This is a genomic window from Thermococcus sp. 21S7 (genome assembly GCF_012027615.1).
In the GTDB taxonomy this organism is placed as follows: Archaea; Methanobacteriota_B; Thermococci; order Thermococcales; family Thermococcaceae; genus Thermococcus.
In genome coordinates, this window is the sequence record NZ_SNUT01000001.1 from 262323 (window position 1) to 288466 (window position 26144).

At 55.1% G+C, this 26144-nt stretch carries 26 protein-coding genes; 7 read left to right on the forward strand and 19 right to left on the reverse strand.

The features are described from left to right. The 4 genes from E3E51_RS01385 to E3E51_RS01400 form a co-directional block, all read right to left on the reverse strand. On the reverse strand, positions 1 to 432 hold the full coding sequence (locus tag E3E51_RS01385) for a PspC domain-containing protein (RefSeq protein ID WP_206204462.1): 432 nt from the start codon (positions 430 to 432) through the stop codon (positions 1 to 3). A gap of 33 nt (positions 433 to 465) precedes the next feature. After that, positions 466 to 1200, reverse strand: a complete 735-nt coding sequence (locus E3E51_RS01390) for a DUF4097 domain-containing protein (RefSeq protein WP_167911336.1) — start codon at positions 1198 to 1200, stop codon at positions 466 to 468. A gap of 68 nt (positions 1201 to 1268) precedes the next feature. Next, positions 1269 to 1769, reverse strand: coding sequence for a deglycase PfpI (gene pfpI / locus E3E51_RS01395; RefSeq protein WP_167911337.1), 501 nt, complete (start codon positions 1767 to 1769; stop codon positions 1269 to 1271). A 73-nt stretch (positions 1770 to 1842) separates the two neighbouring features. Further along, on the reverse strand, positions 1843 to 2295 hold the full coding sequence (locus tag E3E51_RS01400; protein ID WP_167911667.1) for an Lrp/AsnC family transcriptional regulator: 453 nt from the start codon (positions 2293 to 2295) through the stop codon (positions 1843 to 1845). A gap of 116 nt (positions 2296 to 2411) precedes the next feature. Between E3E51_RS01400 and E3E51_RS01405 the strand changes: the two genes are divergently transcribed. Next, the gene (locus tag E3E51_RS01405) at positions 2412 to 3578 is read left to right on the forward strand and encodes a GTP-binding protein (RefSeq protein WP_167911338.1); all 1167 of its coding nucleotides are present in this window, start codon (positions 2412 to 2414) and stop codon (positions 3576 to 3578) included. Between the two features lie 19 nt (positions 3579 to 3597). On the opposite strand, the gene E3E51_RS01410 is transcribed toward E3E51_RS01405, so the two are convergent. Next, on the reverse strand, positions 3598 to 4698 hold the full coding sequence (locus E3E51_RS01410; RefSeq protein WP_240924231.1) for an ATP-binding protein: 1101 nt from the start codon (positions 4696 to 4698) through the stop codon (positions 3598 to 3600). Between the two features lie 509 nt (positions 4699 to 5207). Next, positions 5208 to 5690, reverse strand: a complete 483-nt coding sequence (locus E3E51_RS01415; protein ID WP_167911340.1) for a hypothetical protein — start codon at positions 5688 to 5690, stop codon at positions 5208 to 5210. 355 nt (positions 5691 to 6045) lie between these two features. On the opposite strand from E3E51_RS01415, the gene E3E51_RS01425 reads away from it, so the two are divergent. The 5 genes from E3E51_RS01425 to E3E51_RS01445 all read left to right on the forward strand — a co-directional run bounded on the left by E3E51_RS01425 (position 6046) and on the right by E3E51_RS01445 (position 13240). Further along, positions 6046 to 7665, forward strand: a complete 1620-nt coding sequence (locus E3E51_RS01425; RefSeq protein WP_167911341.1) for a sodium/proline symporter — start codon at positions 6046 to 6048, stop codon at positions 7663 to 7665. Positions 7666 to 7808: 143 nt separating this feature from the next. After that, positions 7809 to 9308, forward strand: a complete 1500-nt coding sequence (locus E3E51_RS01430; RefSeq protein ID WP_167911342.1) for an FAD-dependent oxidoreductase — start codon at positions 7809 to 7811, stop codon at positions 9306 to 9308. Continuing rightward, entirely contained in the window at positions 9298 to 10458 is a 1161-nt protein-coding gene (locus E3E51_RS01435; protein WP_167911343.1) for an FAD-binding oxidoreductase, read from the forward strand. Before E3E51_RS01430 ends, E3E51_RS01435 begins: the two co-directional genes overlap by 11 nt. A 60-nt stretch (positions 10459 to 10518) precedes the next feature. Further along, positions 10519 to 11580, forward strand: coding sequence for a galactokinase (locus E3E51_RS01440; protein ID WP_167911344.1), 1062 nt, complete (start codon positions 10519 to 10521; stop codon positions 11578 to 11580). Positions 11581 to 11848: 268 nt separating this feature from the next. Further along, positions 11849 to 13240, forward strand: coding sequence for a hypothetical protein (locus E3E51_RS01445; protein WP_167911345.1), 1392 nt, complete (start codon positions 11849 to 11851; stop codon positions 13238 to 13240). A 54-nt stretch (positions 13241 to 13294) separates the two neighbouring features. Here E3E51_RS01445 and E3E51_RS01450 read toward each other — a convergent pair whose 3' ends face one another. After that, positions 13295 to 14557: a glycoside hydrolase family 1 protein gene (locus E3E51_RS01450; protein ID WP_167911346.1), complete on the reverse strand. Its 1263-nt coding sequence runs from the start codon at positions 14555 to 14557 to the stop codon at positions 13295 to 13297. A 2-nt stretch (positions 14558 to 14559) separates the two neighbouring features. Then, entirely contained in the window at positions 14560 to 15834 is a 1275-nt protein-coding gene (locus E3E51_RS01455; protein WP_167911347.1) for a C69 family dipeptidase, read from the reverse strand. A 59-nt stretch (positions 15835 to 15893) separates the two neighbouring features. Between E3E51_RS01455 and E3E51_RS01460 the strand changes: the two genes are divergently transcribed. Then, a complete protein-coding gene (locus tag E3E51_RS01460; protein WP_167911348.1) occupies positions 15894 to 17129 on the forward strand; it encodes an MFS transporter in 1236 nt (411 codons plus the stop codon). Here E3E51_RS01460 and E3E51_RS01465 read toward each other — a convergent pair. From E3E51_RS01465 to E3E51_RS01515, 11 genes are all read right to left on the reverse strand, one after another. Beyond that, positions 17113 to 17652 (reverse strand): RNA 2'-phosphotransferase, encoded by a 540-nt coding sequence (locus E3E51_RS01465; RefSeq protein ID WP_167911349.1) that lies wholly within the window; start codon positions 17650 to 17652, stop codon positions 17113 to 17115. The two genes, E3E51_RS01460 and E3E51_RS01465, sit on opposite strands and share 17 nt — an antisense overlap. 31 nt (positions 17653 to 17683) lie before the next feature. Next, the gene (locus E3E51_RS01470) at positions 17684 to 19429 is read right to left on the reverse strand and encodes an endonuclease/exonuclease/phosphatase family protein (protein ID WP_167911350.1); all 1746 of its coding nucleotides are present in this window, start codon (positions 19427 to 19429) and stop codon (positions 17684 to 17686) included. A 63-nt stretch (positions 19430 to 19492) separates the two neighbouring features. After that, positions 19493 to 20812 (reverse strand): FAD-dependent oxidoreductase, encoded by a 1320-nt coding sequence (locus E3E51_RS01475; protein ID WP_167911668.1) that lies wholly within the window; start codon positions 20810 to 20812, stop codon positions 19493 to 19495. Positions 20813 to 20872: 60 nt separating this feature from the next. After that, complete coding sequence (locus E3E51_RS01480; RefSeq protein WP_167911351.1) at positions 20873 to 21139, reverse strand: type II toxin-antitoxin system RelE/ParE family toxin; 267 nt, start codon at positions 21137 to 21139, stop codon at positions 20873 to 20875. Beyond that, positions 21136 to 21345 carry a hypothetical protein gene (locus tag E3E51_RS01485; RefSeq protein ID WP_167911352.1) on the reverse strand — a complete coding sequence of 70 codons (210 nt, stop codon included), beginning with the start codon at positions 21343 to 21345 and terminating at the stop codon, positions 21136 to 21138. The genes E3E51_RS01480 and E3E51_RS01485 overlap by 4 nt, the downstream gene beginning before the upstream one ends. 46 nt (positions 21346 to 21391) lie before the next feature. After that, the gene (locus E3E51_RS01490; RefSeq protein WP_167911353.1) at positions 21392 to 23155 is read right to left on the reverse strand and encodes a potassium channel family protein; all 1764 of its coding nucleotides are present in this window, start codon (positions 23153 to 23155) and stop codon (positions 21392 to 21394) included. Between the two features lie 28 nt (positions 23156 to 23183). Then, positions 23184 to 23651 (reverse strand): putative toxin-antitoxin system toxin component, PIN family, encoded by a 468-nt coding sequence (locus E3E51_RS01495; RefSeq protein WP_167911354.1) that lies wholly within the window; start codon positions 23649 to 23651, stop codon positions 23184 to 23186. Continuing rightward, positions 23627 to 23893 (reverse strand): ribbon-helix-helix domain-containing protein, encoded by a 267-nt coding sequence (locus tag E3E51_RS01500; protein WP_167911355.1) that lies wholly within the window; start codon positions 23891 to 23893, stop codon positions 23627 to 23629. The genes E3E51_RS01495 and E3E51_RS01500 overlap by 25 nt, the downstream gene beginning before the upstream one ends. A gap of 51 nt (positions 23894 to 23944) precedes the next feature. Further along, positions 23945 to 24622: a UMP kinase gene (gene pyrH, locus E3E51_RS01505; RefSeq protein ID WP_167911669.1), complete on the reverse strand. Its 678-nt coding sequence runs from the start codon at positions 24620 to 24622 to the stop codon at positions 23945 to 23947. Between the two features lie 90 nt (positions 24623 to 24712). Next, on the reverse strand, positions 24713 to 25879 hold the full coding sequence (locus tag E3E51_RS01510; protein ID WP_167911670.1) for an FAD-binding oxidoreductase: 1167 nt from the start codon (positions 25877 to 25879) through the stop codon (positions 24713 to 24715). Then, positions 25872 to 26144 (reverse strand): (2Fe-2S)-binding protein, encoded by a 273-nt coding sequence (locus tag E3E51_RS01515; RefSeq protein WP_167911356.1) that lies wholly within the window; start codon positions 26142 to 26144, stop codon positions 25872 to 25874. The genes E3E51_RS01510 and E3E51_RS01515 overlap by 8 nt, the downstream gene beginning before the upstream one ends.

A 26144-nucleotide genomic window follows, 5' to 3' on the forward strand; every position in this document is an offset into this window, starting at 1 on the left:
TCAATCACCCCTAACCAGCAGTATTATGCCTATCACGAGGAAGACGACCGCCAGGGCAGTTTTGGGGTCAACGACGGGCATTGCCAGCGGGAAGAACGGGCCCGCCACCAGCATTGCACCCAGGATTATGAGGATTATCGCAATGGCCCGAGTGTTCTCGCTTCCCGAGAAAACCTCCCCGAGCCGCTCCCCGGTCTCGTCCACGAGTTCACTGAACCTGTCGGAGAGGGGCTTTTCTTCCTCCGCCACATCCTCCGGTATTATCAGGGCAACAATAAAGTAGAGCAGTCCCATCGCCACCGGATTGAAGACGAAGAGCACCGCGAAGATAATCCTGACCAGAGTCGGGTCAACGTCCAGATGCTCAGCTATCCCTCCCAGAACTCCGAGGAGGATTCTGTCCTCTCGCGAGCGTGTGAGCTTTCTCGCCATGGTTTCCACCATAGATTAAGAAAATCCGGGGGCTTAAAAACTCATCCCCACGGTGATGTCGCCAACCACGTCCTTAACGGTGATCACGACGGTTCCATTCTTCCCGGTTGCAGTGTTGGTCACGTCTCCCACTATGTCCTCAGCGGTAAGCGCCGCCCCAAAGTCCTGGGGAACGGTTATGGTCACGTCGCCAACCACGTCGCTTATCGTCGCCCTTTCCACGACGTTGAGGTGCACATCGCCCACGATGTCCGAGAGATCATAATCGTTCCAGGAGGTTCCCGTTACATCCCCAACAACGTCCGTAACGTCGACCTGGGTCGAGTTCGAGGCCACGAGGACGTCCCCAACAACATCGCGGACGTTCAAGCCCAGCAGCCTCCCCGGAACCTCGACTATAACGGTACCGTTCCGGTAATCGTTGCAGATGTTTCTGTGGGTAATGCCAACCTTTTTCGTTGGACAGTAAACCGTCAGAACCCCTTTCTCCAGGCTGACGTTTATCGGCAGGTTGCTCCTGACCACAATCCCGCTCACGTTGGCACCGACAACCGAGACGTTGCCGACGACGGCTTTTACCTCCAGCACGGAGGCGTTGAACTCCCCGATCTCGACGACCTTTCCCGCCACCTTCTTTGGGGTTATCCCGTGTATGCTGATGTCCCCTCTGATGGCCAGGATCGTGAGAACCGCACCGATCAGGAGAACCGCGATACCCACGCCAAGCACCACACTGACGAGACCGCCTTTCCGCCTCATGCATCCCACCGATGAAAATATCCTCATTTTCCGTATAAAGTTTACGCCTGGTAAGAGTTACAAAGAAAAGCCGGAGGTCAGCGGAGGAGCCTCACGAACTCCCTCATCCAGGCGTAGAGGTCGCCTGGGTGCCTTGAGCTCACCCAGTTGCCGTCGACGACTACCTCCTCGTTCACCCATTCCGCCCCGGCGTTCCTCACGTCGTCCCTGATGGTTATCGTGCTGGTTCCCCTCCTGCCCCTCAGCACGCCGGCAGAGATGAGTATCTGCGGGCCGTGACAGATGCTGGCGACGGGCTTACCTGCCTCGAACATCCTCCTGGTTATCTCGATGGCCTTCTCATTGAGTCTGACCATCTCGGGCGCCTTTCCTCCGGGCAGAACCAGGGCGTCGAACTCGTCCGGGTCAGCCTCGTCAAAGGTCAGGTCAACGTTCACGGAATAGCCGTGTTTTCCGGTTATCTTTCCCCTCTCGAAGCTCGCCACGTAGACCTCATGGTTCTCCTCCCTGAGCCTGTGGAGGGGGTATATAAGCTCCAGGTCCTCGAAGCCGTCGGCACTCAGAAACAGTACCCGCATTCAGAACACCTCCATCCAAACGCTTAGAGAGAAATGGAAAGGAACATTTATAATCCTTTCTGGGCAGAAATGGTCAGAGAGGGAGCTCCGTGGTCTCCTTGTGAACTTTGAGAACAACCATCGTGTGGGTCGCCACGACGCCCTCGATCTCGCCGATGGTATCAAGGAACTCGTTGAGCTCCTCGCTTCCGCGGGTTCGTATCTTGACGAGCATGTCGTAATCGCCAGTGGTCTCGAATATCTCCACAATCTCCGGGTGCTTCCTGAGTTCGTTTGCAACGTACGAATACTTCCCCGCCTTGGCTTTTATCAGTATAAACGCCAGAATCTTGAAGCCGAGGGATCCTGGATCCAGAATAACGGTGAACTTCTTTATTATTCCTCGCTCTTTCAGCTTTTTGATCCTCTCGTAAACGGTTGATTCGGCGAGATTGACCTCCTTGGATATCTCCCTAAGGGGCGTTCTGCTGTTCTTTTGGAGGATGGAGAGAATCTTCCTGTCTACATCGTCCAAACCCGTTCGCATGAGTATCACCGCCTGTAAAAAATTTTCGGGAGATTTTATAAACTTGCCGATTTTAGAACCACAGCGTTTATAAAACGCCGCTCACCTCTTACTTCAGAGCTTCTGGGGGGTCAGGGATGCCAACCAACGTAACAGCGGAATACCTAGCGGCTGAGGAGGAGTACAGAAACGCCAAGACTATTCCGGAGAAGATTCGAGCCCTCGAAAAGATGTACGCCACCGTCCCCAAGCACAAGGGAACGGAGAAGCTCAGGCTCCAGATAAAGAGAAAGCTCGCCGAGCTGAGAAAGGAGCTTGAGAAGCAGCGCCAGATGAAGAAGGGCGGCGGCGGGCCGTCGATGAGCGTTAGAAAGGAGGGTGCGGCACAGATTGTTCTCGCCGGCCTCCCGAACGTTGGAAAGAGCTCACTCATGAAGGCATTGACCAACGTGGACATAGACGTCGCAGATTATGCCTTCACGACCGTGGAGCCTATTCCCGGCATGATGCACCACAGAGACGTTCAGATTCAGCTCGTCGAGGTTCCCGGACTCGTTGAGGGGGCAGCCCTCGGAAAGGGCATGGGGCCCCAGCTGCTGAGCGTCATAAGGAACGCCGATGCGATAGCCATCGTCGTTGACCTCTCCCAGGATCCTGTGAAGCAGATGGAGGTTCTTCTCAAGGAGTTTGAGAGGGCGGGGATAAAGCTCAACAAGCGCCGCCCGAGGGTCGAGATAAAGAGGACCGCCATGGGCGGAATCGTCATCAACGGCCAGGAGAACATCAAGGGGGAGGTAAGCGAGGTCATGAAGATGCTCCGCGAGGAGCGCATTCACTCCGCCGAGATAACGGTGAAAGAGCCCGTAACGCTGGAGGAGTTCGCCGATGCCCTTGACGAAAGCCTCGTCTGGAGGAGGGCGATAATCATAGCCAACAAGGGCGACGCCCCCGGGAGCAGGGAGAACTACGAGAAACTCGTTGAAGCCTACGGCGACCGGTTTAAGATAATCCCCGTCTCGGCGAAGAGGAAGATTCAGCTGGATAAACTGAAGGACGAACTCTATGACCTGGCCGGAATCATCCGCGTCTTCACCAAGAGCCCCGGGGAGGAGCCGGCCTACCCGCCGGTGCCGCTGAAGAAGGGCTCAACCGTCATGGATTTGGCGGAAAGGATACACAAGGACTTCGCCAAGAACTTCCGCTATGCCAGAGTCTGGGGCAAGAGCGTCAAGTTCCCTGGCCAGCGCGTTGGAGCCGACCACGTGCTTGAGGACGGGGATATAGTGGAGATTCACGCGAGGTAAGGTTCTTTTTCTCGATACATCAGGCAATTCTCAGTGCCGCTTCCCGATAAAACTCATATTTAAACCGGTAGATGCTCACCACCTTGCTTTTGGACTGTTTTTCAACTATCCCCATGTCAAGAAGGGTCTCAAGCGTGTTAACGACGCTGACCTCAGTCAGTCCGGAGAGCCTCGCGAGGGACGAGGGTCTGGAAACGCCCTCACCCATGGCGTTTAGGAGCGCTGTCACTTTTCTCTGATACTCCCTCTGCGGACGCAAATTGACAAAGCTCCTAAGTTCGCTCATGGCCCTTTTAATGGCCTCCTCGCGGGCACTTTTAAGGGCTCTCCCATGGGTAAGGCCGTCAATCCTTCCCCTGCCGTAAGATGAGAGGTAGCCCGGGAAACCGCCGAGTTCGGCAGACGCTTCCTGAAGCTCTTCGGGGGAGAAATCCACGTTTCCTGCCGCAAGCAGGCCGCTCTTTAAAAACTCAACCCCGGTTTGAACGTCCCACGGCTCGACGTCAACCCTAACCGGGGCGCGTCCATAGAGGTAGTCATCGTATTCCGGACTCAGGAGTTTTTTAAAGAGGCCCATGGCGGAACCCGTAAAGATTATTGTGTGCCTTCTATCTGCGAGAACGTTGTGAAGCCTCCAAAGTGCGGCGAGGAGCTTGTTCCTTTCCGTCCGAATGTCCTGAACTTCGTCCCATACGAGCAGAGTGCCCTCGGGCAGGGCCCTCATAACCTCGTCAAAGATGGCTCCAGAGTTCTTGGGGGCTATGGAAACCCCGCCTTCTTTCTCCAAAACCGCCTCGAAGAACTTTACACCCATGGATATTCTTTTAAGCCTGAGTTTGTCCTCGTGAACGAGGTTCGCAACGTCCAGTCCGAACCTCTCAACGAATTCTGTGAAGTTGTGAATGCCGGCGAAGTTTGAATAGACCACAGGTTTGCCGGTTTCAGAGAAGTAGTAAGAAGCGAATGCCCTCGCGAGGCTGGTCTTTCCAACGGCCCTCGGCCCTATGAGTGCAACCCAGCGTCTCTTTTCGATGACAAGTTGACGCAGCCGGGAAACTTCATTCCCTCTCCCGTAAAGTTCATCGACCCTGACTATTGGTGTCTCCGGAAAGGGCTCCATGATACCCACCACATTTTTTAAGATTAAAAAATCTCATATTTAAGCCTTTTGGAAGCATTAAAAGCGGGATAAATGCGATAGAAGGGCCGAATATAACGGGCTTTTCCGTGTCCGAAAAAATTGGGTAATATTGAACATAAGGTGACATTAAATCCGCAGGAAATGAGACAATCCCTAAATATTCACGTCCCACGTTCGCTGGTGATGTCGTGTCGGTCTGACCTCCTCCCCGTCCTGAAGGGCGGGGCTTTCAAAAGAAAAATGTAACCGCTGGGTATTGCCCTCGTGAGGTGTATGGCGGGAGGTCCCCCTAGACCCTTCACAACTACAGCCACCGGTATCCGAGAGAGCGATGTGGTATCACAACTTGCTCAGACGGTACACGAACGCCTAGTTTTCTAATCCCTTTTGTGAGTCGAATTATTCCAACGTCTTTTGCGCCGGAATAAGATTCAACATCATGCAGGCGAATTTTCTGGGGGTGAAGGGCAGAGCTCCCTGTCTTTCGTCTAGCGGCAGAATGGCCCCCTGCACTTCCTCCCGCCCTTTCCGGTCACCGCGTCGAGGCTGAACTCCTTTCCGTCGAGGCTGTCCAGGAGGAGCTTCTCCCCATCCTTTTCGAAAATCCAGAACACCTTGTACGCCCGGGCCTCCCGGATTATCTCTATCCTCGGGAGCCACCACGAGACGACCCTTGAGTTTCCCCATGTTATCGCGCTCTCAAAGGCTTTCATCCTCGCCTCCTCGTAGTCCACCAGAGCCTCCATAATCTTTTTCTCATCGACGTCCCACTCGTGGAGGTCTATGAACCCGTCCCCCCTCTCCGCTCCAAGGCGGTACAGATCGACGTAGGCGAAGTAATCAAAGACCCTGTCGCTTCTGCCCAGGCGCTTGTAGAACAGCTTCAGGTGGAATATGTGGTAGGGGTACAGAACGAAGTCGGCATCCGGCACCTCGGGTTTGAATATAGGCCTCATGACGTTGACCCTCATATTTCAGCCCCGGACCTATATGTCCTTATCCCCTATTAACTGTTACCCTTTGTTTGTCACAGCGGCTCAACATCCCGTTCTCGACGGGGAACTGTTAAACCAATATGTTTATATTTTCAAATACCTATACTGTGGACTGATGTCCTTTAGTTTACACCAATGAATTGAGGTGGAGTAAGATGGGCTTGAGTGGTTCAGCTTGGGCAACACTTTTGGTGCCAACACTTTTGGGTATTTTGACGATGCTGCTGTACGGCTTTTGGGACAGGATAACCGGCAAGGAGTACTACGTGGACGACGAGATTCTAGCCTACGACGAAGACCTCATGACAACTCTCAAGGAGGAGGGTAAGCTATGAACAGCGGGATACTGTTCGGTTTTCTGGTGTATCTCGCACTGCTGGCTTACATAGGCTGGTGGGCCAACAGGTATACCAAGACCGAAGACCAGTACTTCGTCGGGGGCAGGAGGGTTCACGTCTTGGCTGCGACCCTCTCAGACAAGGCGAGCGACTTCTCGGGATGGCTGATGCTCGGTTATCCGGGTGCAGCATTCTCCAGCGGTCTCGGTGCTTTCTGGGCAGGAATCGGCTGTCTCTTTGGTACCCTGGCCGATTACGTCCTTATTGGGCCGAGGTTGAGGATATACGCAGGTAAATTCAGGGCCATAACCGTACCGGACTACCTGGAGGCAAGGCTCAAGGACGATACCAAGATGATAAGGGTTCTGAGCGCGCTGATAATCATAATCTTCATGACCGCCTACGTTGCAGCGCAGTTCACAGCTGGAGGAAAGACCTTCGCCGAGGGCTTCGGCATAAGCGACAACATGGGAATCCTCATAACCGTCATCATCCTGACGGCCTACGTTATCACCGGTGGGTTCTTCGCCGTCGTCTGGACCGACGTCGTTCAGGCAATGTTCATGCTGCTGACCCTTCTGGTAGTTCCGTTCCTCGCGCTCTCGGAGATAGGTGGCTTCGATAAGGCAACACAGATAATAGGCAGCGCCGACCCGGCGAAGCTGCACCCGTTCGGAGGCGCAACGGGAGTGGCGGCGATAGTCTTCGCCATAGGCTACGCTTCGTGGATAGTCGGCTACCTCGGCCAGCCCCACATCGTCACCCGCTACATGAGCGTTGAGGACCCGAGGAAGCTCAGGAGGCCGGGTATCTTCATCAGCGGCACCTGGACCATCCTTGTCCTCTGGGGAGCGTTCTTCGCGGGCTTCCTCGGCTTCGCCATGTACCAGGCAGGAATCCTGAGCGTCAGCGACCCGGAGAAGGTCATCCCTGCCATGGCCGTTGAGCTGATGCCCGGCTGGCTCGCAGGCTTTGTGATAGCGGGCATAATCTCGGCCGTTATGAGTACCGCGGATTCACAGCTGCTCGTCGCCTCCTCGGCAATAGCTAGGGACTTCTACCACAAGGTCCTCGGCAAGGAAATTGGCAAGAAGCAGATGGTCAACATATCGAGGCTCGTCGTTGCCGGCGTTGCCCTTGTGGGACTCTGGTTCGCCATCAGCGGCCCGAAGGTCATCTACCAGATGGTCGCTACCGCTTGGGGTGGCCTGGCCGTTGGCTTCGGCCCGATACTCACTCTGAGCCTCTGGTGGAAGAGAGCCACCAAGGAGGGCGCCATCGTCGGCATGGCTTACGGCCTCATCAGTGAGGTCATCTTCGAGGCAAAGATATACGGCTGGGCGTTCAACCCGGACGCTCCGGGCTTCTTCGGAACGATAGGCGGCTGGTTCAACGGCATACCGGTGTTCTTCATCAACTTCTTCGTGACGCTGGTGGTCATAATAATCGTCAGCCTCCTCACCAAGCCGCCTGAGGACATCGTCAAGCTCCATGAGGAGATATTCAGGAAGGTTCCCGTCGAGGGAACCGGCAAGAAGAGCATCACCGAGACCAGGGCCAAGAGCCAGGTCGAGAACGTCGCCGAGTTCGTCCTCGCCAAGGGAATCGCCTGATTCCCTTTTCTTTCCACGCTGTTTTTCAGTCGCACTGGGTGGTTATTAAACAAAAGGTTTTAAACCTTTTTTGGCCAACCTAACATTTATAAGCATTGGTGTATAAATAAGGGCGTCCCTTGTAAAATCTTCGAGGTGGGAGCATGAGACCGCTCGACCTGACGGAAAAAGACCCTTCTAGGCGGATTACAATCTACTTTGAGGGTCAACCTCTGGAGGCCTACGAAGGGGAAAAGCTCACCGTTGCACTTTTGGCCAACGGGGTGTACTGGCTCACAACGAGCACCGAGGGAAGAAAGCGCGGGGCCTTCACCTTCGGCCCCGTCCCGGTTGTGGTTGACGGCGTTAAAAACGTCAACGGAAGGAAGACCAAGGTCAAGGACGGCATGAGGATAGAGCGCCAGAACTACGGAGAGTTCCAAGAAACCGTGGAGATCGACGAGGGCAAGCCCGTTAAGAGGCTGGTCGTTGACGTGGCAGTCATTGGCGGGGGCCCTGCCGGGATAGGTGCCGTACTTGAGGTTCAGGAGCACCTAACCGCGGCAATAATCGAGGAGAAGGGCTGGCTCGGAGGAGACCTGTGGCTCAAGGGCCTGCCTCAGGAGGGATTCGGTGACCCAAAGAAGGCCGTTAAAGAGCTCACCGGAAAATTCAATGGAAACGTCAGGGTGTTTAAAGGCACGATAGCCCTCGGCGTCTTCGACAAGGGTGAGTATTTCCTGGTGCCGATAGTTACAGGGAAGAACCAGCTCATCGAGCTGATGGCCAAGCGCGTCGTTCTTGCCGTTGGTGCTGTTGACAACATCCTCCTCTTCGAGAACAACGAGTTCCCGGGTGTTTTCAGGCGCGATTTCGCCCTTGAGGTCATGAACGTCTGGGGCGTCGCCCCGGGGAGGAAGGTGGCCGTGGTAGGTAGCAGGCCTGAAGACATCGTCCCGGAACTGGAGCGCTGGGGAATTGAGTACGTGATAGTGCCCAATCCAAAGCGCGTTGAGGGAAGGGAGAAGGTGGAAAGGCTCATTGACATGAACGGACACGTTTACGACGTTGACGCTGTCATCGTGTCGGACGGGAGGAGGCCCGACATCAACCCGATAACCCAGGCCGGGGGGAAGCTGAAGTTCAAGCGCGGCTACTACATGCCCATCCTCGATTCCCAGCACAGGATACGCGACGGAATATACGTCGCCGGGAGCGCGGTTTCCATAAAGCCGCACTACGCTAATTACCTTGAGGGAAGGCTCGTTGGAGCATACATCCTGCGTGAGTTTGGATTTGACGCCGAGCCGTGCGTTTACGAGGAGAAACTCAGGGACTACGAGCCCGTTCCGATGGCGGTTCACCAGATACCCTTCGAGAGCTTCAACCTTGAGGACGTCCAGATATGCGGCTGTGACGTCTCCCTGAAGAAGGTCGACGACGTGGTCAGGAGCGGAATAACCGACCTGCAGATAATCAAGCGCCTGACCCATCTAGCGATGGGCTTCTGCCAGGGGCGCTTCTGTCTCTTCAACGGGGCAGTGGTGGTCTCGCAGAGAACGGGCTCAGATATGAGCCGCATCGACCTTCCGGTGGCCCGGCCGCCGCTGAAGAACGTGAGGATGAAGGTCACCGCCGAGGGGGTGGAGGAATATGCCGAGTAAAGAGCTCCCAGAGAGGAGCGAGATAGTTATCATCGGCGGGGGGATCGTCGGCGTAACCCTCGCCCACGAGCTTGCCAAGCGCGGTGAGGAGGTCACGGTAATAGAGAAGCGTTTCATCGGTTCCGGCTCGACCTTCCGCTGTGGAACGGGAATAAGGCAGCAGTTCAACGACGAAGCCAATGTCCAGGTCATGAAGCGCTCCGTCGAGCTGTGGAAGCGCTATAGCGAGGAGTACGGCTTCTCCTTCGAGCAGACCGGCTACCTCTTCCTGCTCTACGACGACGATGAGGTTGAGGAGTTCAAGCGCAACATCGCGATACAGAACCGCTTCGGCGTCCCCACGAGGCTCATAACGCCGGAGGAGGCCAGGGAGATAGTCCCGCTCCTCGACATCAGCGAGGTTATAGCGGCATCATGGAACCCCACCGACGGAAAGGCCGACCCGTTCTACGCAACAGCGGCCTTCGCCCTCAACGCCGAGCGCTTTGGGGCGAAACTCGTTGAGTACACCGAGGTCAAGGACTTCATAATCGAGAACGGCGAGATTAAGGGGCTGAAGACGAGCAGGGGAGTTATAAACACCGGCATCGTCGTGAACGCCACCAACGCCTGGGCCAAGCTCATCAACGCGATGGCCGGGATAAAGACCCACATTCCGATAGAGCCCTACAAGCACCAGGCGGTCATTACACAGCCCATCAGGAAAGGGGCCATCAAGCCGATGGTCATCTCCTTCAAGTACGGCCACGCATACCTCACCCAGACGGCCCACGGCGGCATCGTCGGCGGAGTTGGCTATGAGCTCGGCCCGACCTACGACCTGAACCCGACCTACGAGTTCATGCGCGAGGTGAGCTACTACTTCACCAAGATAGTTCCCGCCCTGAGGGAGCTCCTCATACTGAGGACCTGGGCCGGCTACTACGCGAAGACACCGGACAGCAACCCGGCGATAGGAAGAATCAAGGAGCTGGGCGACTACTACATAGCGGCGGGCTTCAGCGGGCACGGCTTCATGATGGCGCCGGCGGTGGCTGAGATGGTCGCCGACCTCATCACCAAGGACAGAACCGACCTCCCCGTGGACTGGTACGACCCGTACCGCTTCGAGCGCGGAGAACTTCGCGGAGAGGCGCTCCAGATGGGCTGAGGCTTTCTCGTTTCTCGCTAATCTTAAATATTTTCGAGTCTAACCCCTCTGGGTGGAATCGTGTACCGCGTTGATTCTCCCGGAAGGGTCAATCTGATTGGAGAGCACACAGACTACGCCCTCGGCTACGTGATGCCGATGGCGATAGACCTCTACACGGTCCTGCACGCCCAGAAGAACGAGAGGGTAAGGGTCTACTCCCAGATATCCCGTGAGGTGAAGGAGTTCGGCCTCGATGAACTCAGAAAAGCCGGCGACTGGGCAGACTACGTCAGGGGAATATTCTGGGTTCTGAAGGAGGAGGGCCACGCCATCGGGGGAATGAAGGGAATCCTCGGCGGGGACCTGCCGATAGGTTCCGGACTGAGCTCCTCGGCGAGCCTTGAGCTGGCAGTTTTAGCCTTCCTGAACGAGGCCTATAAGCTAAACCTCCTGCCGGTGGAGATGGCCCTTCTCGCCCAGAAAGCGGAGAACGAGTTCGTCGGTGTCCCCTGCGGCATACTCGACCAGTTCGCGGTTGTCCACGGCAGGAAAGACCACGTGATGTTTCTCGATACGGACACGTTGAGGCACGAGTACCTACGGTTCCCGAGCGATGTTCAGGTTCTGGTGTTCTACACGGGGGTTAAGAGGGAACTCTCGGGATCGGCCTACGCGGAAAGGAGGAAGGTCGCGGAGGAAGCCCTCCGGTTCCTCGGAAGGAGAACTTCCAAGGAGGTTGAGGAGAGCGACCTCAGAAGCCTCCCCTCACTCTACCGGCGATTCTTCGGCTACATAGTGCGGGAGAACCGGCGCGTCCTTGAGGCGAGGGACGCCCTGCGGGGCGGCGACGTTGGAACCTTCGGCGAGCTGATGACGGCCTCACACTGGGATTTGGCCAGAAACTACGAGGTCTCAAGCGAGGAGCTGGACTTCTTCGTGAGAAAGGCGGTTGAACTCGGCGCCTACGGCGCCAAACTGACCGGCGCCGGATTTGGCGGCTCGGCGGTGGCCATAGTGCCCGAGGGGCTGGCCCCGGACATCGCGATGAGGATCACCGACGAGTACGTCAGGCACTTCAACTGGGAGCCTGACTACCACCTCGTGAGCCCGAGCGACGGGGTGAGCGTGAGGAGGGTTTGAACTTCGCCTGGCCACTGATTCCGTAATGAGAAGAATGGGCTGATGTGTATAACACGAACGAGGAAAGAAGGGTCAAGAAGCTCCAGGGGGCGATAAACGTCCCAACAGAGGTTACATAGACCTTCCAGATGAGTTATTGTGGTAACGTAGGGCACTGTATCCCATCATTGATTATCCACATGTTGGCAAGCAATTAAACAACTTTATACAGTAAAGTTTATAAGATATGAACTTTAAAAATTAATCGAAAACTATACAAGGTGATATCATGAAACTCAAAATCGTGGGAGTCTTGTTGCTAACCCTATTGTTAACCTCCGCCCTCGGCATGGCGGCAACGGACTTTCTGAGTGTCGAAAGAACTTATCTCCAGGGAAATGCTAAAGTCCTTATATTCCAGCCCTCTCCAGAGGGAGGAGTAAAGCTCCTCAAACAGGGACACCTCAGGGGTCTCGTGACTCTGAGGACGGAAAGCAAAAAGTGGCGCGAAGTCGGGACTACTGGAAACCTGCACACTGTACCCACCCCACTTGCAATATACTTCACAAAAGACGGAAAGATTGGGGTAAAAAGCATTCAGCCCGGAAAACCCCTCGAATTGAAGGGGATGTTCCCAATCGAGGAAGTTGCGGAACCCTCTACCAAGCCGGGGCTGAGACTCCCGATAACGGCAAGATTGAAATACAAACTGCGCTCGCTTTTGGGCACATCGTCCTGTCCGTGGGGCTATGAGGAGCTCAATGATAGATACTGCATAATCGAAAACTGGGAGTACCTCAAGGACTCATATTATGCAGACTCGAAAACTTTCACGGAATGGATCCCCTTCATGGGATTGAAAGTTAAAACTGGAGGGTATAAAGAAATAAGAAGCATCAGCGCTTCATGGGGGATTCAATTAACAACAAGTACAAACTCAATGTGGAGTCTAAGCATGGACGGAATACCTGTCCTCGACTTTGGAACTTCATACTCGGGTTCAACGCTGAAGGTTAGCTATGCGCCAGAACACGTAATAGAAACTAAGGACGGTTATTTGGATAGGTACTTAAATCTCCCACTGAAGTACGTGGTCGTTGTTTACAACATTCCTGTATACGACAAATGGAGGAAGGAATACGCCAGCATTCCCATTGCCGGAGTTTATCCTCTAGAAGTTATGATGAGCGGAGAATATAACGTTAGGGAAAGCGACCTGAACAGAAACTACTTGCTAACAGATTATCTCCTGAAGTCTCGCTTTCCAACAAGCGATATTGAGGCAAAAGTAAAATTGGCTAAAACGGATTTCCGTGGTTCGTATCCAAACCTTGTGTTTGATTTCCAAGGGAGCTCCGGATATAAATTCTATTCGACTCCTCTTGGAGGTTCCGCCGCCAACTGGCTCTGGAGCAAGCTTCCTGTGGTTGGTGCATTGTCAATAACGTTCAGCTACTCCTCAACGTCTCAATCAGTCGCAACGTATCGCATTGATATAGAGGAAGGAGCACCCAACCGGGTTTATTACGCCTCAATACTCAAAAGGAACCTTAAACTCACGAACAGCAACAACGTGGAAGCGGCAATGTACTTTACCACCATAGATGACGGCCAGGATTCACTGCCCCCATGCATTGGAAACTTCTGTCCTAACTCACATGATGCAAACACTGAGAGGTGACTTCCCTTTCTTTTTTGCTTTGTATTAAGAAGGAAAAGAAATATAAATGGGAGACTAAAAACATCGGGGGGATTTTATAGAGTAGCCCTCAAGCAGCTCGTCGCCTATCTCCCCTTTCTTAGCGATTTCTCCGTAGATGTGGGCACTCCCCCTCGGCTTCCTCTCGAAGGTCTCGTAGTCGACCTCTACCAGCCCAAAGCGCGGCCTGAAACCCTCGGCCCACTCGTAGTTGTCTACCAGCGACCAGTAGAAGTAGCCCCTTACGTCGATGCCCTCTTTTAGGGCTTTGTGGACGTACTGGAGGTGCTGGACTATGAACTCCACCCGCCACTCATCGTCAAGCGTTGCTATGCCGTTCTCGGTGACGTAGAGCGGAAGACCGTACTCCGAAAAGGCCTTCAGCCCCTCGTAGATGCCCTTCGGATAGACGCTCCAGCCCATGTCGGTCTTTCTGCTCACACCGGCATCCTCGACGGCGAAGCGTCTGAGCGGGTTTCGCACTGCCCTAACCTTCATGATGTTGTAGTAGTTCATCCCGAGCCAGTCGAGGCCGCTCGCGGGAACGTCGAAGGTTCTCATGAAACCCCTGAATTTCCCGGTCAGGATTCCATCCAGTATGGAGCGGTTGAAGGTGTAGTCTATCTCTTCTGTCGCTTTCCTGTCCCTCTCGGAATCGCTCGCCGGAATGAAGTGCGGGCGGTTTTTCACCATCCCGACCCTGAACTTGCCGTGAAGAATCTCGTAGGCGATGGCGTGGGCCCTGATCAGGTTTGCCGCGACCTTCTCGGCCTTCAGCGGGTTCTTCCTGAATGGCGGCCACATCCCCTCGACGTATGAGGCCACGACGTAGACCATCGGCTCGTTGAAGGTCGCCACCAGCTCAACGCCCTCGATGTTGTCGGCTATCATCTCAACGTAGCTCCTCCAGTGCTCCAGGTTCTCCTCCCTTTCGAAGCCACCCCTGAGGGCGAACCACGTGGGCAGAGTGAAGTGGTGGAGCGTGAGCATCGGGGTAATCCCGTTCTCGTTGAGAAGGTCGATTATCCCCTGGTAGCGCATTAACGCCTCCTCGTTCGGTTTTCCCTCCTCCGGAAAGACCCTGCCCCATTCTATGGAGAAGCGGTAGGCCGCATAACCCAGCCCGGCCATCAGTTCGATGTCCTTCTCGTACAGCTCCCAGGAGTTGCAGGCCTTTCCGGCGGGGGGAAGCTTTCCTTTTTCGGCCCAGTACCACCAGTCACTCCAGACGTTGTCGCCCTCTATCTGGTAGGAAGACGTTGCCGTTCCGAGGAGAAATCCATCCGGAAACCTGAACATCCTCAACCCTCCAGCCTGAATCCAGCCTCCTCGTTAATCTTTCTCCAGCTCCGCCCGAAGAGGAGGGGAAGCCTTCCGGGCCTCACAATCTTCTCCCACCTTTCGAGGAGCCTGGCCTCCTCCCTGAAGGCCCACTCCGTTAAAGCTTTCAAATCTTCCTGGGTTCTCTCAATCTCCCCCGCCTTCTCGATTATCTCGGCCTGCAGTCGGTCCCTCTCGCGGGCGAAGTCATCGATGTAGCTCCGGTAGTTCGTCAGGAACCTCCTGTGGAAAGCCTCGAAGCGCCACCAGTAGGTCTCCGGGTCGTACCTGTCCGTTGGATTCCTCCCAAGGTCTGGGAGGCCGCCCTCGAAGGTCACCGGCTTGAAAATGCCCATGCAGGGGTTTGACGTGCCCGTGAACCAGTGAATGCCCTTTCCAAGCTCGGAGATCTGAGAAGAGGCGGTCTGGGAGGGCCTCGTTAGGCCGCCGTAGTGCATGCAGATATCCCTCATCGAGCCCTTCTCCGGGCGGTAGGGCTCAAAGGAGTGGGAGCGCAGAAGGGACATCATGTATTCGAGCGTTATCTCACCCTCCATCTCCTTTAGTTTTGCCAGCGTGAAGGCCCTCCGCTCCCTGCCGTGGGCGAAGTGGGTGTAAAAGCGGTCCGAGAAGTGTTTCGCGAAGCTGAAGGAGCCCTTTCTCGCGAGCCTCTCGACGCCCTCGGATGCCATATCCCAGTCATTCTCAATCATCAGCGCATTGGAGATTGAGTAAACGCCCTCTATCTTCCTTGCGGCCCACTCCTTTCCAACGGTCTCAAGAACCCAGGCCTCTTTGGGGTCAGCTATTATGAAGGAGCTGAAGTAGTAAAGCTTGTGGCTTTTGCTTCCGTTCCCGCCCTGCAAACCCTGCTCGACGATGCCGGTTATGAACTCCAGGGCCTCCCTTGCGCTCTTAGTCCTCTCAAGCGCCAAACGTATCATGTCCATTCCGGTTATCCCTCTCTCCGGCACCTTGGCCTTTGTGAAGACTGCGGTGTTGCCTATCGCCAGCTCGAACTCGTTCACGCCCATCTCCGCCCCCCACATCCACCAGGGGCGGGAGAGGATTACCGCGTAGGTCTCTTTCACCTGCGGGAACTCCACATAGGTGAGCTTGACATTCTCCTCCCCGTGCTTAGTTCTCGGTATGAACTCAAGAATCTGAGCCTCGTTCGGCTCGCGGTCGCTGTTCTTGGCAAAGAGAGTTATTCCCTCCCTGGTGGCCTCGGGAGTGGCCACGAGAATATCGCACATGCTTCCACCCGTAAACCATTGGGAGAAGTTTTATAAGAGGCTTTCCATAGGGGCAGCCTATGAAGAGGCAACGGACGGTCCTTCAGGGGCGCAGAGAGAGGGCGGGAAAGCTTAAAAAGCTCCGGGTTAAGCGGAGGAACGTTTTAGTTCTCGCGGCGGCCATGTTCATCGCTAACGTATCCTTTGGAATGGCGTTCCCATACCTGAGCGTCTACATGCGCCTCCTCGGCGCGAGCATGTTCATGGTCGGCCTCCTAAGCGTTGCCTTTAACCTGACCTCGACGGTTTTCCAGTACCCCTTCGGCTGGCTCTCCGACTCGACCGGCAACAGGAAAGGCTTCATAGCCTTCGGCGTGGCCTCGATAGGTCTCTTTTATGCTGCGATGGCATTCGTCGGCTCCGCCACCGGCGTCCTGCTCCTGAGAACCCTCCAGGGCGTCTTTGGTTCTGCCATGACACCGGCCCACTCGGCGCTCATCTCCGAGCTCTCCACGAGGGCCGGCTCGATATTCGGCCTATTCAACTCCATCGAGAACGCTGGCTACATGGTGGGCAACTTCCTCGGCTCCGCGATAGTCGGCTACCTCGGCGTCAGAAAGCTCTTTCTGATTTCCGGACTTCTCCTCTTCGTATCTGCCGGGATAGTTCTCCTAATCAGCGAACGCCCGACGGGAAGGCGCTCCATCCTCGGGATGATTCTCGTACAGGAAGGCAGGGAGAGCTGGCGGGCAACGGTTAAGGGCTCGGCCTTCAAAAAGCTCATGCGCGGGCACCTGGGGCTGTTCTACGTTACCGTCTTCCTCGTTATGGTCGCCAGCGGGCAGTTCTACGGCGTTGTCTCGGTCTACTTCAAGGAGGCCTTTGGCGAGTGGAGCGTAGGGGTAATCTTCGGCATCGAGAGCCTGGCCGCGGCCCTGACCGGCTACTTCCTCGGGAAGCTGATAGACAGGCACGGGGCGAAGAGGTTCTACCTCATAGCCATAGCCGGCTACGGTTTGGCTTTCCTGCTCTACGCGCTCGTTAAAAACGTCTGGCTCGTCTTTGGAATAGCGTTCCTCTCGGGCGTCAAGTGGGTTCTAACCATAAACTCGACCTCCGCCTACGTGGCCCAGAACGTCAGGGTGAGCGAGAGGGCCCAGGGAATGGGCCTGCTCAACGCCATGATGAGCCTCGGCTGGGTCATCGGGCCCCTCCTCGGTGGTTACATCTCTGGAATAAGCTTCCAGCTGAACTTCATGAGCACGCTGATTCCCCTCGGGCTGGCCTTTATCTTAGCACTCAGACTGCCAGGGTGATGCACTCGGGCGGAACGCGCTCGACGATTCTCACGTTCTTTCCTGCCTTGTAGACTTTCAAGCCCTTCCTCCTCAGGCAGTCCGCGTCGATGATGAGTAGAACGACGTCCCTCCCGTGCCTCCTGCCGGTTTCGAGGGCCTCGCTCCCGCTCGTGCTCAGGTGAACGAACTGCCTCCTCATCGGCCTGAGTCCCTCGCGCATAATCCTCTCAAGGTTCCTCCGCGGCGTGCCGTGGTAGAGAACCCTTGACTCGGTATCCTCCTCGTGGTTCAAAGAGACTGGAAAGCTGTGGCCGTAACGGGCGCGAATTTTGCCGTCCCTAATCTCGTAGCGCCCCTTCGCGTCCCTCTCTACGATCTCCCGCACAAAATCCTCGGCAACGTCCGGATAAACCTTTTGGAGCGCTCTGACGAGTTCACTCAGTGGCACGAAGCCCTCAACGTCGGGTTTAAGCCCGAACTCCTCCGGCGAGTGGCGGAGGATGTAGGCCATCAGCCTGCTCACTTTAACCCTCGACGGCATGGAGAAAAGTGACGGAGGGAAATAAAAAACCTCACGGCAGTTCGATAACCGCCCACACAGGCCTGTGATCAGAGGCGGAAACGTCGCAGAGACAGCCGTAGTCCTTGACCTCCGCAGGCCAGTCTTTCTTCAGCAGTATGTAGTCGATGTTCTCCGCGTCCCTGACGCCGTTGCGCTCCCAGAGGAAGGTGTAGGGCGGTCTCTCGGGGAAGGCGTCGCGGTAGTCTCGGGTGAGTACCTCTATCGCCCTCTCGTCCGGCTCGGCGTTTGTGTCGCCGGCTATTACCTGGGCCACCGGCGAGGCCTCTGCGAACTTCAAAAGCTCCTCGGCCTGCATTGCCCTCTCTTCCTCGCTGAGGCCCATATGGACGTTCACGAGAACGAGGTTTAACTCCTCGACGGAGACCTTCTGTGCCGGCCTCGCCTGCCCCACGCTCTCAAGGTTGAGTTCACTTTCCGTCTTCATGTGCCAGTGGGAGAAGACCGCTATTCCGTAAGTGCCCCCTATGGCCTGCTTGTACTCGTAGGCATAACCCATGTGGGCCGAGATTAGGAGCGGGAGGTCAACGTAGGCGCTCCCTATCATGCCGCCGGCGACCTCCTGGGCCACCAGGATGTCAGGCTTCTGCCCCTCAAGCAGGCCCAAAAGCTCGCGGCCGTTGAATGTTCCGTCGTAGGGGCCGAGCCCCTGGTGGAGGTTGTATGTCCAGAGGAGAACGTCCTTCCTGCCCCCAGTGTAGCTCGGCCCGGTGTGGAAGGCAGCGAGAACGACGAGCGAGACGAGGAGGATGCCCAGCAGAGAGGCAACTGTTTCTCTGGCGCTCGGGAGCTTAACCTCCGCGCTCTTTCCGTAGGCGCTGAGGGCATAGACGGCCGAGGCACCCAATATTAGGGCCCCCATGTTGTTCTCCATGAAGGGCACCCCGATGTCCCTGCCGACGTAGACGCCGAGCCCGAGGAAGCCGATAAGGATGAAGTACACCGAGCCGAGGATTCCTCCCCTGCTTCCCTTCGCGTTTTCGACGAGGGCCGTGGCAGAGGCGAGGCCAAGGGGCAGGCCTATAAGCGGGAGAGGTTTGATGAAGAGCGTGGCGGAGCCAGCCACGAGAACCAGGGCCGCTAAGTTCGGTTTTCGTGCCATGTATGGTCCCAAAAGGATGGCGGCGGCCAGAATTACCGAAACGCCGATGAACTGGGGGAGGTAATAGACGCTGATTCCGGAGTAGCGCAGCACGGCGTTGGGGTATATGAGGCCAAGTTCGAGAAGAATCGCAAAGGCGTAGAGCCCAAAGCCGGGCTTCTTAAGCGTCCCCGGTTCGTGCCAGAGGACATAGGCTCCCAAAAGCAGGAAGACGGCCAGAACAACTGCCGTGTGCGAGAAGTCTATTGGCTCCCCTCCAACGGCCAGGACGCGGAGCGCTAAATCCGCGACCAGCCCGAGGGAGAGGTACTTGACGTTCAGCTCCTTGACGAGCGCCAGGGAGATGGGCAGGGCGAAGGCCGCTATGAGGTGGAGGTATTCGGTCGCGTCTGTGAGGATGAGAGCCAGGGCGTAGATGCCCATTATGACCGCCCCAGCTTTTCTGCTCAGCCGTCCTACCAGGAACGACGCAGTTATCAGAAGAACCAGTCCCAGGAACGACGGGAAGGTTATTCCGTAGAAGAACGTCTTTTCGACGCTTGAGTACGCCCCAGCGACAAAGATTCGCATGCTCGAAGCGAGAAGCACTCCGGTTCCAAGACCGAGGAGAAGTCTATCCTTCTCAGAGACCTTCATGGGATCACCTAAAAAGGAAGTTGGTCTTTGGGGACTTAAAGTTTGCCAAAAGAGGGAAAAGAATCACCGGAACCTCCTCAGCGCCATCTCGGCCGCAACGCTTATCGGGTCTATCGTCGGGCTCACCGGCGGAGCGTAGGCGGTCTCAAGGTAAACGACGTCCTCAACGGTCGCTCCCTTCTGGGCAAGGGCCGAGAGGGTCATTATCCTGCCCCAGACGCGCTCGCCGCCGACTATCTGCGCTCCGATGAGCTTCCTGTCTGACTTCCTGAAGATAACCTTGACCGTTATCGGCTTTCCACCCGGGTAGTACTCCGGCTTGGTGGAGCCCTTGAACTTACCGACGGCTATCTCAACCCCCTCCTTCTTCGCCCGCTCCTCGGTTATTCCGAAGGTGCCTATCTCAAGGCCGAAGAGCTCGGTTATTGCGGTGTTGAATACCGGCCTGAAGGAGACGTCCTTTCCGGCTATGTGTTCCGCTGCCACCTTAGCCATCCTCACCGCGCTCGTTCCGAGCTGGCTGAGCGTCCTCTCGCCGGTTACCGCATCGATGACCTCTGCGCAGTCGCCTATCGCGTAGATGTCAGGGTCGCTGGTCTGGAGGTGCTCGTTCACGACAATTCCCCAGTGCACGTCTAGACCGGCCGCCTTTGCGAGGTCGGTGTTGGCCCTCACGCCGGTGGCGACGAGGACGAGGTCGGCAGGGACTTCCTCCTCGCCTATCCTAACCGCCTCAACGGGACTGCCGATTATCTCGCTGACCCCAGCGCCGAAGCGGAAGGAGACACCGTGATCTTCCATCTCGGCCTGAACGAGCCTAGCGGTGTCTTTGTCGAGCATCGTTGGCATAAGCCTGTCCATAAGCTCGACGACCAGAACCTCCATGCCGAGCTTGGCAAAAGCCTCGGCCCCTTCGAGGCCGATTAAACCGGCGCCGATGACGACGGCCTTCTTCGGCTTCCTCTCGGCGACGTAGGCCCTGATTCTGCGCACGTCGTCGAGGCTCTTGAGGGTGAACACTCCCTCGTTCTCAACGCCCTTTATCGGCGGGACGAAGGCCTTCGAGCCAACCGCCAGAACGAGCTTGTCGTAGGGAACCTCGCCCTTATCGGTGACCACGACCTTCCTCTCGCGGTCGATGAATTTGACCTCCGTTCCGAGCAGGAGGTTGATTTTCTGCCTCTCGTAGAACTCGTTCGGGAAGACGATAACATCTTCGGGCTTCTCGATCGTGCCGCTGATGACGTGCGGCAGGGCGCAGGGGGAGTACTGCATGGTATCCTCCTTTCCGATGACGGTTATCTCGGCTTTCCTGTCGAGCTTGCGCATGAACAGCGCGAAGTTGCTTCCCGCTGTACCAGAACCGACGACCACGATTTTCATGAGCACCACCGAAGGAAGAAGGACGAGGAGGTATAAAAAGTTGGCTTTAACCTTAGGTTGTCAGCGATAGGCCCTTTCGCGGGGTTCGACCTTCAAAATAACAATGATGTCTTTATCCCAGCGGACTGTGTAAAGAACCCGGTAATTGCCAAGTCTAACTCGGTAAGCCCTCTCAGAACCACGCATCTTTCTGACGTCAAAACTTTCCACTAGAACTGGGTTGATTTTCAGCGTCTCAACGAGTTCAGCAAAACGCTTTAGGTGGGCGGGAGGAAGATTTCGTATTCCATTCTCGGCCCTTTTACCGATGATGACCCTAAAGCTCATAGTCCGAGCTCCCTCTTCAGCTCTTCCCACTCCTTCCCGCTCTCAAGCGCTTCTCTTTCGAGAGCCTCGATTTCTTCGGGGCTTTCGCCCTCTTCCTCCTCAATTAGCCTCGCCTTGAGCATCAGGAGGGCCTTTTCCATCTCGTCGAGTCTTTTCCTCATCTCGCGGATATCGTAGAGGAGAACGTTTATCGGGTCGGCTTCCATCTTCCCACCGTTTCTAACTATGTGCAGGGAATATAAAAGGATTGAGTCAGCGCATCCATTTACGGGCAATCACCGCAACGATGAGCGCCATGAAGACTGCTCCGGTTAGGGCTTCGATTGCACTCAAAGCTTTAAGCCAGCCGGTCGGGTGCATGTCGCCGTAGCCGAGGGTGGTGAAGGTGACGAGGGAGTAGTAGAGGGCGTTGAGGAAACGGACAACGATGTTTGAAGTTTCTGGGAATCCGTCAATTTTGTGACTCCAGATGGTGTATGGAACTGCGGTTCCAATAATTACAAGCAACGAAAATAGGAACAGTCGAACCCAATTCGTGCCGTATTCTGAAGGCAAATCTGCCAGTAGCCATTCCACGAAATTATGAACATAGGCTTTAACTTTGCTTAACTTGTCTCGTGCGTTTTTTAGCCGAGCCCTACACTTAGCGCGCATTTCGAGGACGAACATCCTATCTGCTTCCTCTCGTTTGCCTTCTTTTTCGTAGCTGAGGCGTTGAACTCGCCGAGCTTCGATTTCAGATTCTGGGAGCTTGAACCATTCACTTGGAATGTCAATGTCAATGCTCTTGCGAATGTCTACGTGGGAGAAGTCTATTTCGCCATAGAATTTGTATTCTTCCTTTTCGAGCTTCCCTTGAAAAGAAACAGGTTCGTTAAATGAGGTTCCTTCAAAGAAGACATCTTTCTTAAAAATGGTTCCCTCAAAATGGGCATAACCATTAAATACTACCGCGGAGAAGTCTGCTAAAGCATCAAAAACCACCGGCAAATCTCGATCTTTTTTGATTGTTATTCCGTGGTCTTCGAGCACTGCTACCATTCCGCTACTCAGGTGGCCAAATATTGAAAGTGCCCGGAATATAGTCTCGCTAAAACTAGCATAATCACGAAACACAACATTAGAGAAAACTATCCTACTATTGAACTCTGAAGTATCGAATGAAACTTCTTTCTTGAACTCAACCCGGTGAAGGTGAAATGGGAGGTTAAATGTGCATTCATCAAACCTTACTCCCTTTGAAAATACCACATTTGAAAGATTCACCCAACTTTCAAGATTGGAGGATTCTCCAAATTTGGAACCTGCAAATGAAACAGTTTCAAAGAAATTGGCATCTGTGACAACGAAATCTCTCAAAAACGAGCATTCACTAAAATCTGTTTCTCCTTTGAAGGTGGCACCATAAAGTTTAACCCATCCGTCGAATGTACTCCGGGAGAAATAAGCTGTTTTGTGAAAAATCGTGTCGCGAGAATCAACATTTCCCCTAAAAGAGCAGTTATGAAAATAAGCATCACCCTTGAATCGAACCCACATGAAATTAAGATATTTTTCTGAACCCTTGGAAAAGATGGTGCGATCAAAGTGAACATCATCTAAAAATACCGAAGCAAAAAAACTAACCCCTTCAAGAAACGTAACAAAAGGAAAGTATGCGTTTCTCTTAAACGTTACGTGGTCAAACTTTGCATTTCCCATAAATATGGATTCCATAAAGGATACTCCTGATTCGAAGATTCCATGTGAAAAATTAACATCCTCCTTGAAGGTAGTATATTCAAATGAAAATCCTACTGAACGTGGAATCTTCGGAAACACAAAACCTCTCGCATCTACAGGTCTCTCAAAAACCAATGTAGTCCCATCAACTTCAATCTCCTCAACCCTTGGCTTGAACCTCTCCAGAAACTTCCTGTAAAACTCCCTCGCTTCCTCCTCGCTCTTGTTCGGCTTGTGGAAAATACAGTACTCCTGATCGGCCGTCTCAGGGTCGCAGTTCCCAAAGCGTTCCATCCTGCACATAGACGCTCACAAAAAGGCATTACACATCCAAGTTTTTATCCCTTTCGACGACCTCAAGGAACTCCGCCGGTGTCAGGATTAGAAACTCGTGCCCGTTTAATACGAATCTCTTTTCCCCATCCCTCAGCTTCAGCACGTGCTTCTTGTCCAGACTTATCAGGAAGCCGGCCTTGGCTGAATATACAACGTCAAACAGTTTGTTGTCGTCGGGATCAGGTGAAACCTCAAAATGCTCGCTTGGGTCCACAATGATAGATGAGACCCGAAAAACTCTGTAAACCCAGAGCGCATAAACCTGACTCTCAAGATATTTAAGAACCTTCTCGCTCGTCAGCTTGAAGCGGAGCTCCTCAAGTATTGCCTCAGAAGTGCAGGAGAGAACCTTCTTCCCAACAACTAAATCCATGACCTTCCCAGAGCTCCCGAAGGGATTTATCGCGGCCGTTATGACGACGTTGGTGTCTAAGACGACCTTGAGCGCTTCCATTCCTTGTCCACTTCCTCAAGGAGCTTTTCGATTTCCTCCTCCGATGGAATCCTCCGCTCCCTCGCGAGGAGCTTGTATGTCTCCCACAGCTCTTCGGGGGATTCGTAGTGGAGCAGGAAGAACCTCACGGCTTCCTTGATGAGTTCGCTCCGGCTTGAGAACTCACCGCTCTCCACAAGTTCGTCAATTTCCCGCATTAGGCCCTGAGGAAAGCGAACCGAAACCTTCTCGGTTGTGGACATTCAACCACCGTAGGACAATAGTCGGACAAAATATATAAGGGTTGCGAAGATTCAAGGCTCAACCACAGTCCCACTGTGCCTGCCCTTGACCACGTCAAAGAGGTGGTAGGCGTCCTTCTTGCCTACGATGTAGGTCTTTATCTTGCCGCGCTGGATGAACTTGGCGGCAAGGGCATCAACGACGCCGCTTCCGCCGGCTTTGCTCTCGGCCTGCATCGCTATCTCGACGAGCTGTTCCGTCGTTATCCTGTCGAGCTTCCTCGCGTTCGGGTTCTTCCTCGGGTCGCTGTCGTAGACGCCGTCAACGTTCGTCACCACGACGAGAAGGTCCGCCTGGAGGTATTCGGCGAGGAGAGCCGAGACGGCATCGGTCGTGTGGCCGGGATGAGTTCCGCCCATTATCGGTATCTTCTTGAGCTGGATGACCTCCCAGGCCTTACGGAAGTCCTGGATTACGAAGGGATAGGCCTTCTCGCCGAGCGCCGCTATGAGAAGCATCGCGTTGGCGCGGGTGATGTGTATGCCGATGTAGTCCTTGAAGGTCTCGTTGGGCGTGAAGGTCTTCGCGGCCGTGATGTACTTGCGCGCCACCTTTCCGCCGCCGACTACCACGGCAACCTCATGGTCCTCGCTTATCTTGATGAGCTCGTAAGCCATCTTCCCGATAAAATCGACGTCCGGGTCGTCGGGAACGAGAACTGAACCGCCTATATCAAAGACTATCCTCATGATGACCCTCACGATGCTAATCGGGGCTCCTTTATAACCTTTTTCTTGCCGCGGCGGTGTTAAAAGAGGAGATGGGTAAAGGGAGAGGGCTCAGCCGATCTGGAAGGCGCTCGTGCGGAGCTCGCCGCGCTCGAAGCGGTACGGGTCGTACCACTCCCAGTCGAGTGGAACCTTCGAGCGGCCCTTTGAAATCAGCTCAGCCATCGCCTCCCCAACGGCCGGCGCCATCATGAAGCCGTGCCCGCTGAAGCCTGCCGCTATATAGAAGTTTTCGAGGAGCCTTCCGATGGCCGGGTTGCTGTCCGGTGTCTTTGCATAGAAACCGGCCCACTGTCTGACGACGTGAGCGTAGCGCAGCGGCGGGGCGATTCTGACGGCATAATCCAGGACGCCGCGCAGGAAGTCGTAGGTGGGCTCAAAATCGTTCAGGCTCTTGGCTTTGTACTCTATCCCGGCACCGCAGATTATCCCTCCGTCTTCACCGTCCTGGATTATATAGGCGTCGTTCCAGCTCGGCGGGCAGACCAGCGGTTCGGCCTGTCCCGGTTCCAGCGGTTCGGTCTTGACGAGCTGGTGCTTGTATGCCGTGATCGGTATGAGGTCGCGCTTCAGGCCTGCCATCTCGTTGATGAGCGGCGCCCAGGCGTTGGCCGCGTTCAAAACGGCATCGACCTTAACGCTCTCGATCCTCCCGTTGCTCCTGAACTTCACGGCGGTTATGGCATCTCCCTCGCGCTCGAAGCCAACCACTTCCGTATGCTCCCTCGCATCAACGCCGAACTCCTTAGCCTTGAAAAGGTAGGCAAAGAGCGTCTTGAAGGGGTTCGCCTTGCCGTCCTTCGGGTTCCACGCTCCAGCTAAGAAAGGCTCGGTGTTGAGGATTGGCACTATATCCCTGGCCTCGTCCATATCGATGAGCCTCGTTGGGACGCCAAACTTGTTCTGGAGCCTGATGTTCGCCTTAAACGCCTCGACCTCCTCCTCACTCGCGGCGAGGAACAGGTAGCCGGTCTGCCTGAAGACGATGTCGCTCTCCAGCTCCTCCTCAAGCTTCTCCCATCTCTCAACGGAGTGCTTCATCAGCCGAATGTTGGCCTCGTCAGTAAACTGGGCGCGGATTCCCGTTGCACAGCGGAAGGTGGAACCCGAGCCGAAGTAGTTCTTCTCGAAGAGGATTACCTCCTCGCCGAGCTTCGCCAGTTCGTAGGCGGTGACAACGCCTATTATTCCGCCGCCTATGATGGCTATTTTACTCATCGGCACCACCCACTATGACCTCTACGCGAACGGGCCTCGTGGGGACCCTCGCCTTCGGAAGCGGTATCTCCTCCTGCCTCCTTCCGGTCTTCCTCGCGAGGATCGACAGCACTATGGGAATGCAGGTCCTTCCCTGGCAGGGGCCCATTCCTATGCGGAGAAGCCTCTTGAGCTCTTCGATGTCCGTGACGCCGGAATCGATGAGCGCCTCGACTTCCTCAACGGTGACGTCGTTACAGCGACAGACGATTTTCTTTCCGGCCAT

Bases quoted from the DNA above. Each gene is read 5' to 3' on its own strand.
- E3E51_RS01385 (WP_206204462.1), bottom strand. From the start codon at position 432: ATGGCGAGAAAGCTCACACGCTCGCGAGAGGACAGAATCCTCCTCGGA.
- pfpI (WP_167911337.1), bottom strand. From the start codon at position 1,769: ATGCGGGTACTGTTTCTGAGTGCCGACGGCTTCGAGGACCTGGAGCTT.
- E3E51_RS01400 (WP_167911667.1), bottom strand. From the start codon at position 2,295: ATGCGAACGGGTTTGGACGATGTAGACAGGAAGATTCTCTCCATCCTC.
- E3E51_RS01405 (WP_167911338.1), top strand. From the start codon at position 2,412: ATGCCAACCAACGTAACAGCGGAATACCTAGCGGCTGAGGAGGAGTAC.
- E3E51_RS01410 (WP_240924231.1), bottom strand. From the start codon at position 4,698: ATGGAGCCCTTTCCGGAGACACCAATAGTCAGGGTCGATGAACTTTAC.
- E3E51_RS01415 (WP_167911340.1), bottom strand. From the start codon at position 5,690: ATGAGGGTCAACGTCATGAGGCCTATATTCAAACCCGAGGTGCCGGAT.
- E3E51_RS01425 (WP_167911341.1), top strand. From the start codon at position 6,046: ATGAACAGCGGGATACTGTTCGGTTTTCTGGTGTATCTCGCACTGCTG.
- E3E51_RS01430 (WP_167911342.1), top strand. From the start codon at position 7,809: ATGAGACCGCTCGACCTGACGGAAAAAGACCCTTCTAGGCGGATTACA.
- E3E51_RS01435 (WP_167911343.1), top strand. From the start codon at position 9,298: ATGCCGAGTAAAGAGCTCCCAGAGAGGAGCGAGATAGTTATCATCGGC.
- E3E51_RS01445 (WP_167911345.1), top strand. From the start codon at position 11,849: ATGAAACTCAAAATCGTGGGAGTCTTGTTGCTAACCCTATTGTTAACC.
- E3E51_RS01450 (WP_167911346.1), bottom strand. From the start codon at position 14,557: ATGTTCAGGTTTCCGGATGGATTTCTCCTCGGAACGGCAACGTCTTCC.
- E3E51_RS01455 (WP_167911347.1), bottom strand. From the start codon at position 15,834: ATGTGCGATATTCTCGTGGCCACTCCCGAGGCCACCAGGGAGGGAATA.
- E3E51_RS01460 (WP_167911348.1), top strand. From the start codon at position 15,894: ATGAAGAGGCAACGGACGGTCCTTCAGGGGCGCAGAGAGAGGGCGGGA.
- E3E51_RS01465 (WP_167911349.1), bottom strand. From the start codon at position 17,652: ATGCCGTCGAGGGTTAAAGTGAGCAGGCTGATGGCCTACATCCTCCGC.
- E3E51_RS01470 (WP_167911350.1), bottom strand. From the start codon at position 19,429: ATGAAGGTCTCTGAGAAGGATAGACTTCTCCTCGGTCTTGGAACCGGA.
- E3E51_RS01475 (WP_167911668.1), bottom strand. From the start codon at position 20,812: ATGAAAATCGTGGTCGTCGGTTCTGGTACAGCGGGAAGCAACTTCGCG.
- E3E51_RS01480 (WP_167911351.1), bottom strand. From the start codon at position 21,139: ATGAGCTTTAGGGTCATCATCGGTAAAAGGGCCGAGAATGGAATACGA.
- E3E51_RS01485 (WP_167911352.1), bottom strand. From the start codon at position 21,345: ATGGAAGCCGACCCGATAAACGTTCTCCTCTACGATATCCGCGAGATG.
- E3E51_RS01490 (WP_167911353.1), bottom strand. From the start codon at position 23,155: ATGGAACGCTTTGGGAACTGCGACCCTGAGACGGCCGATCAGGAGTAC.
- E3E51_RS01495 (WP_167911354.1), bottom strand. From the start codon at position 23,651: ATGGAAGCGCTCAAGGTCGTCTTAGACACCAACGTCGTCATAACGGCC.
- E3E51_RS01500 (WP_167911355.1), bottom strand. From the start codon at position 23,893: ATGTCCACAACCGAGAAGGTTTCGGTTCGCTTTCCTCAGGGCCTAATG.
- pyrH (WP_167911669.1), bottom strand. From the start codon at position 24,622: ATGAGGATAGTCTTTGATATAGGCGGTTCAGTTCTCGTTCCCGACGAC.
- E3E51_RS01510 (WP_167911670.1), bottom strand. From the start codon at position 25,879: ATGAGTAAAATAGCCATCATAGGCGGCGGAATAATAGGCGTTGTCACC.
- E3E51_RS01515 (WP_167911356.1), bottom strand. From the start codon at position 26,144: ATGGCCGGAAAGAAAATCGTCTGTCGCTGTAACGACGTCACCGTTGAG.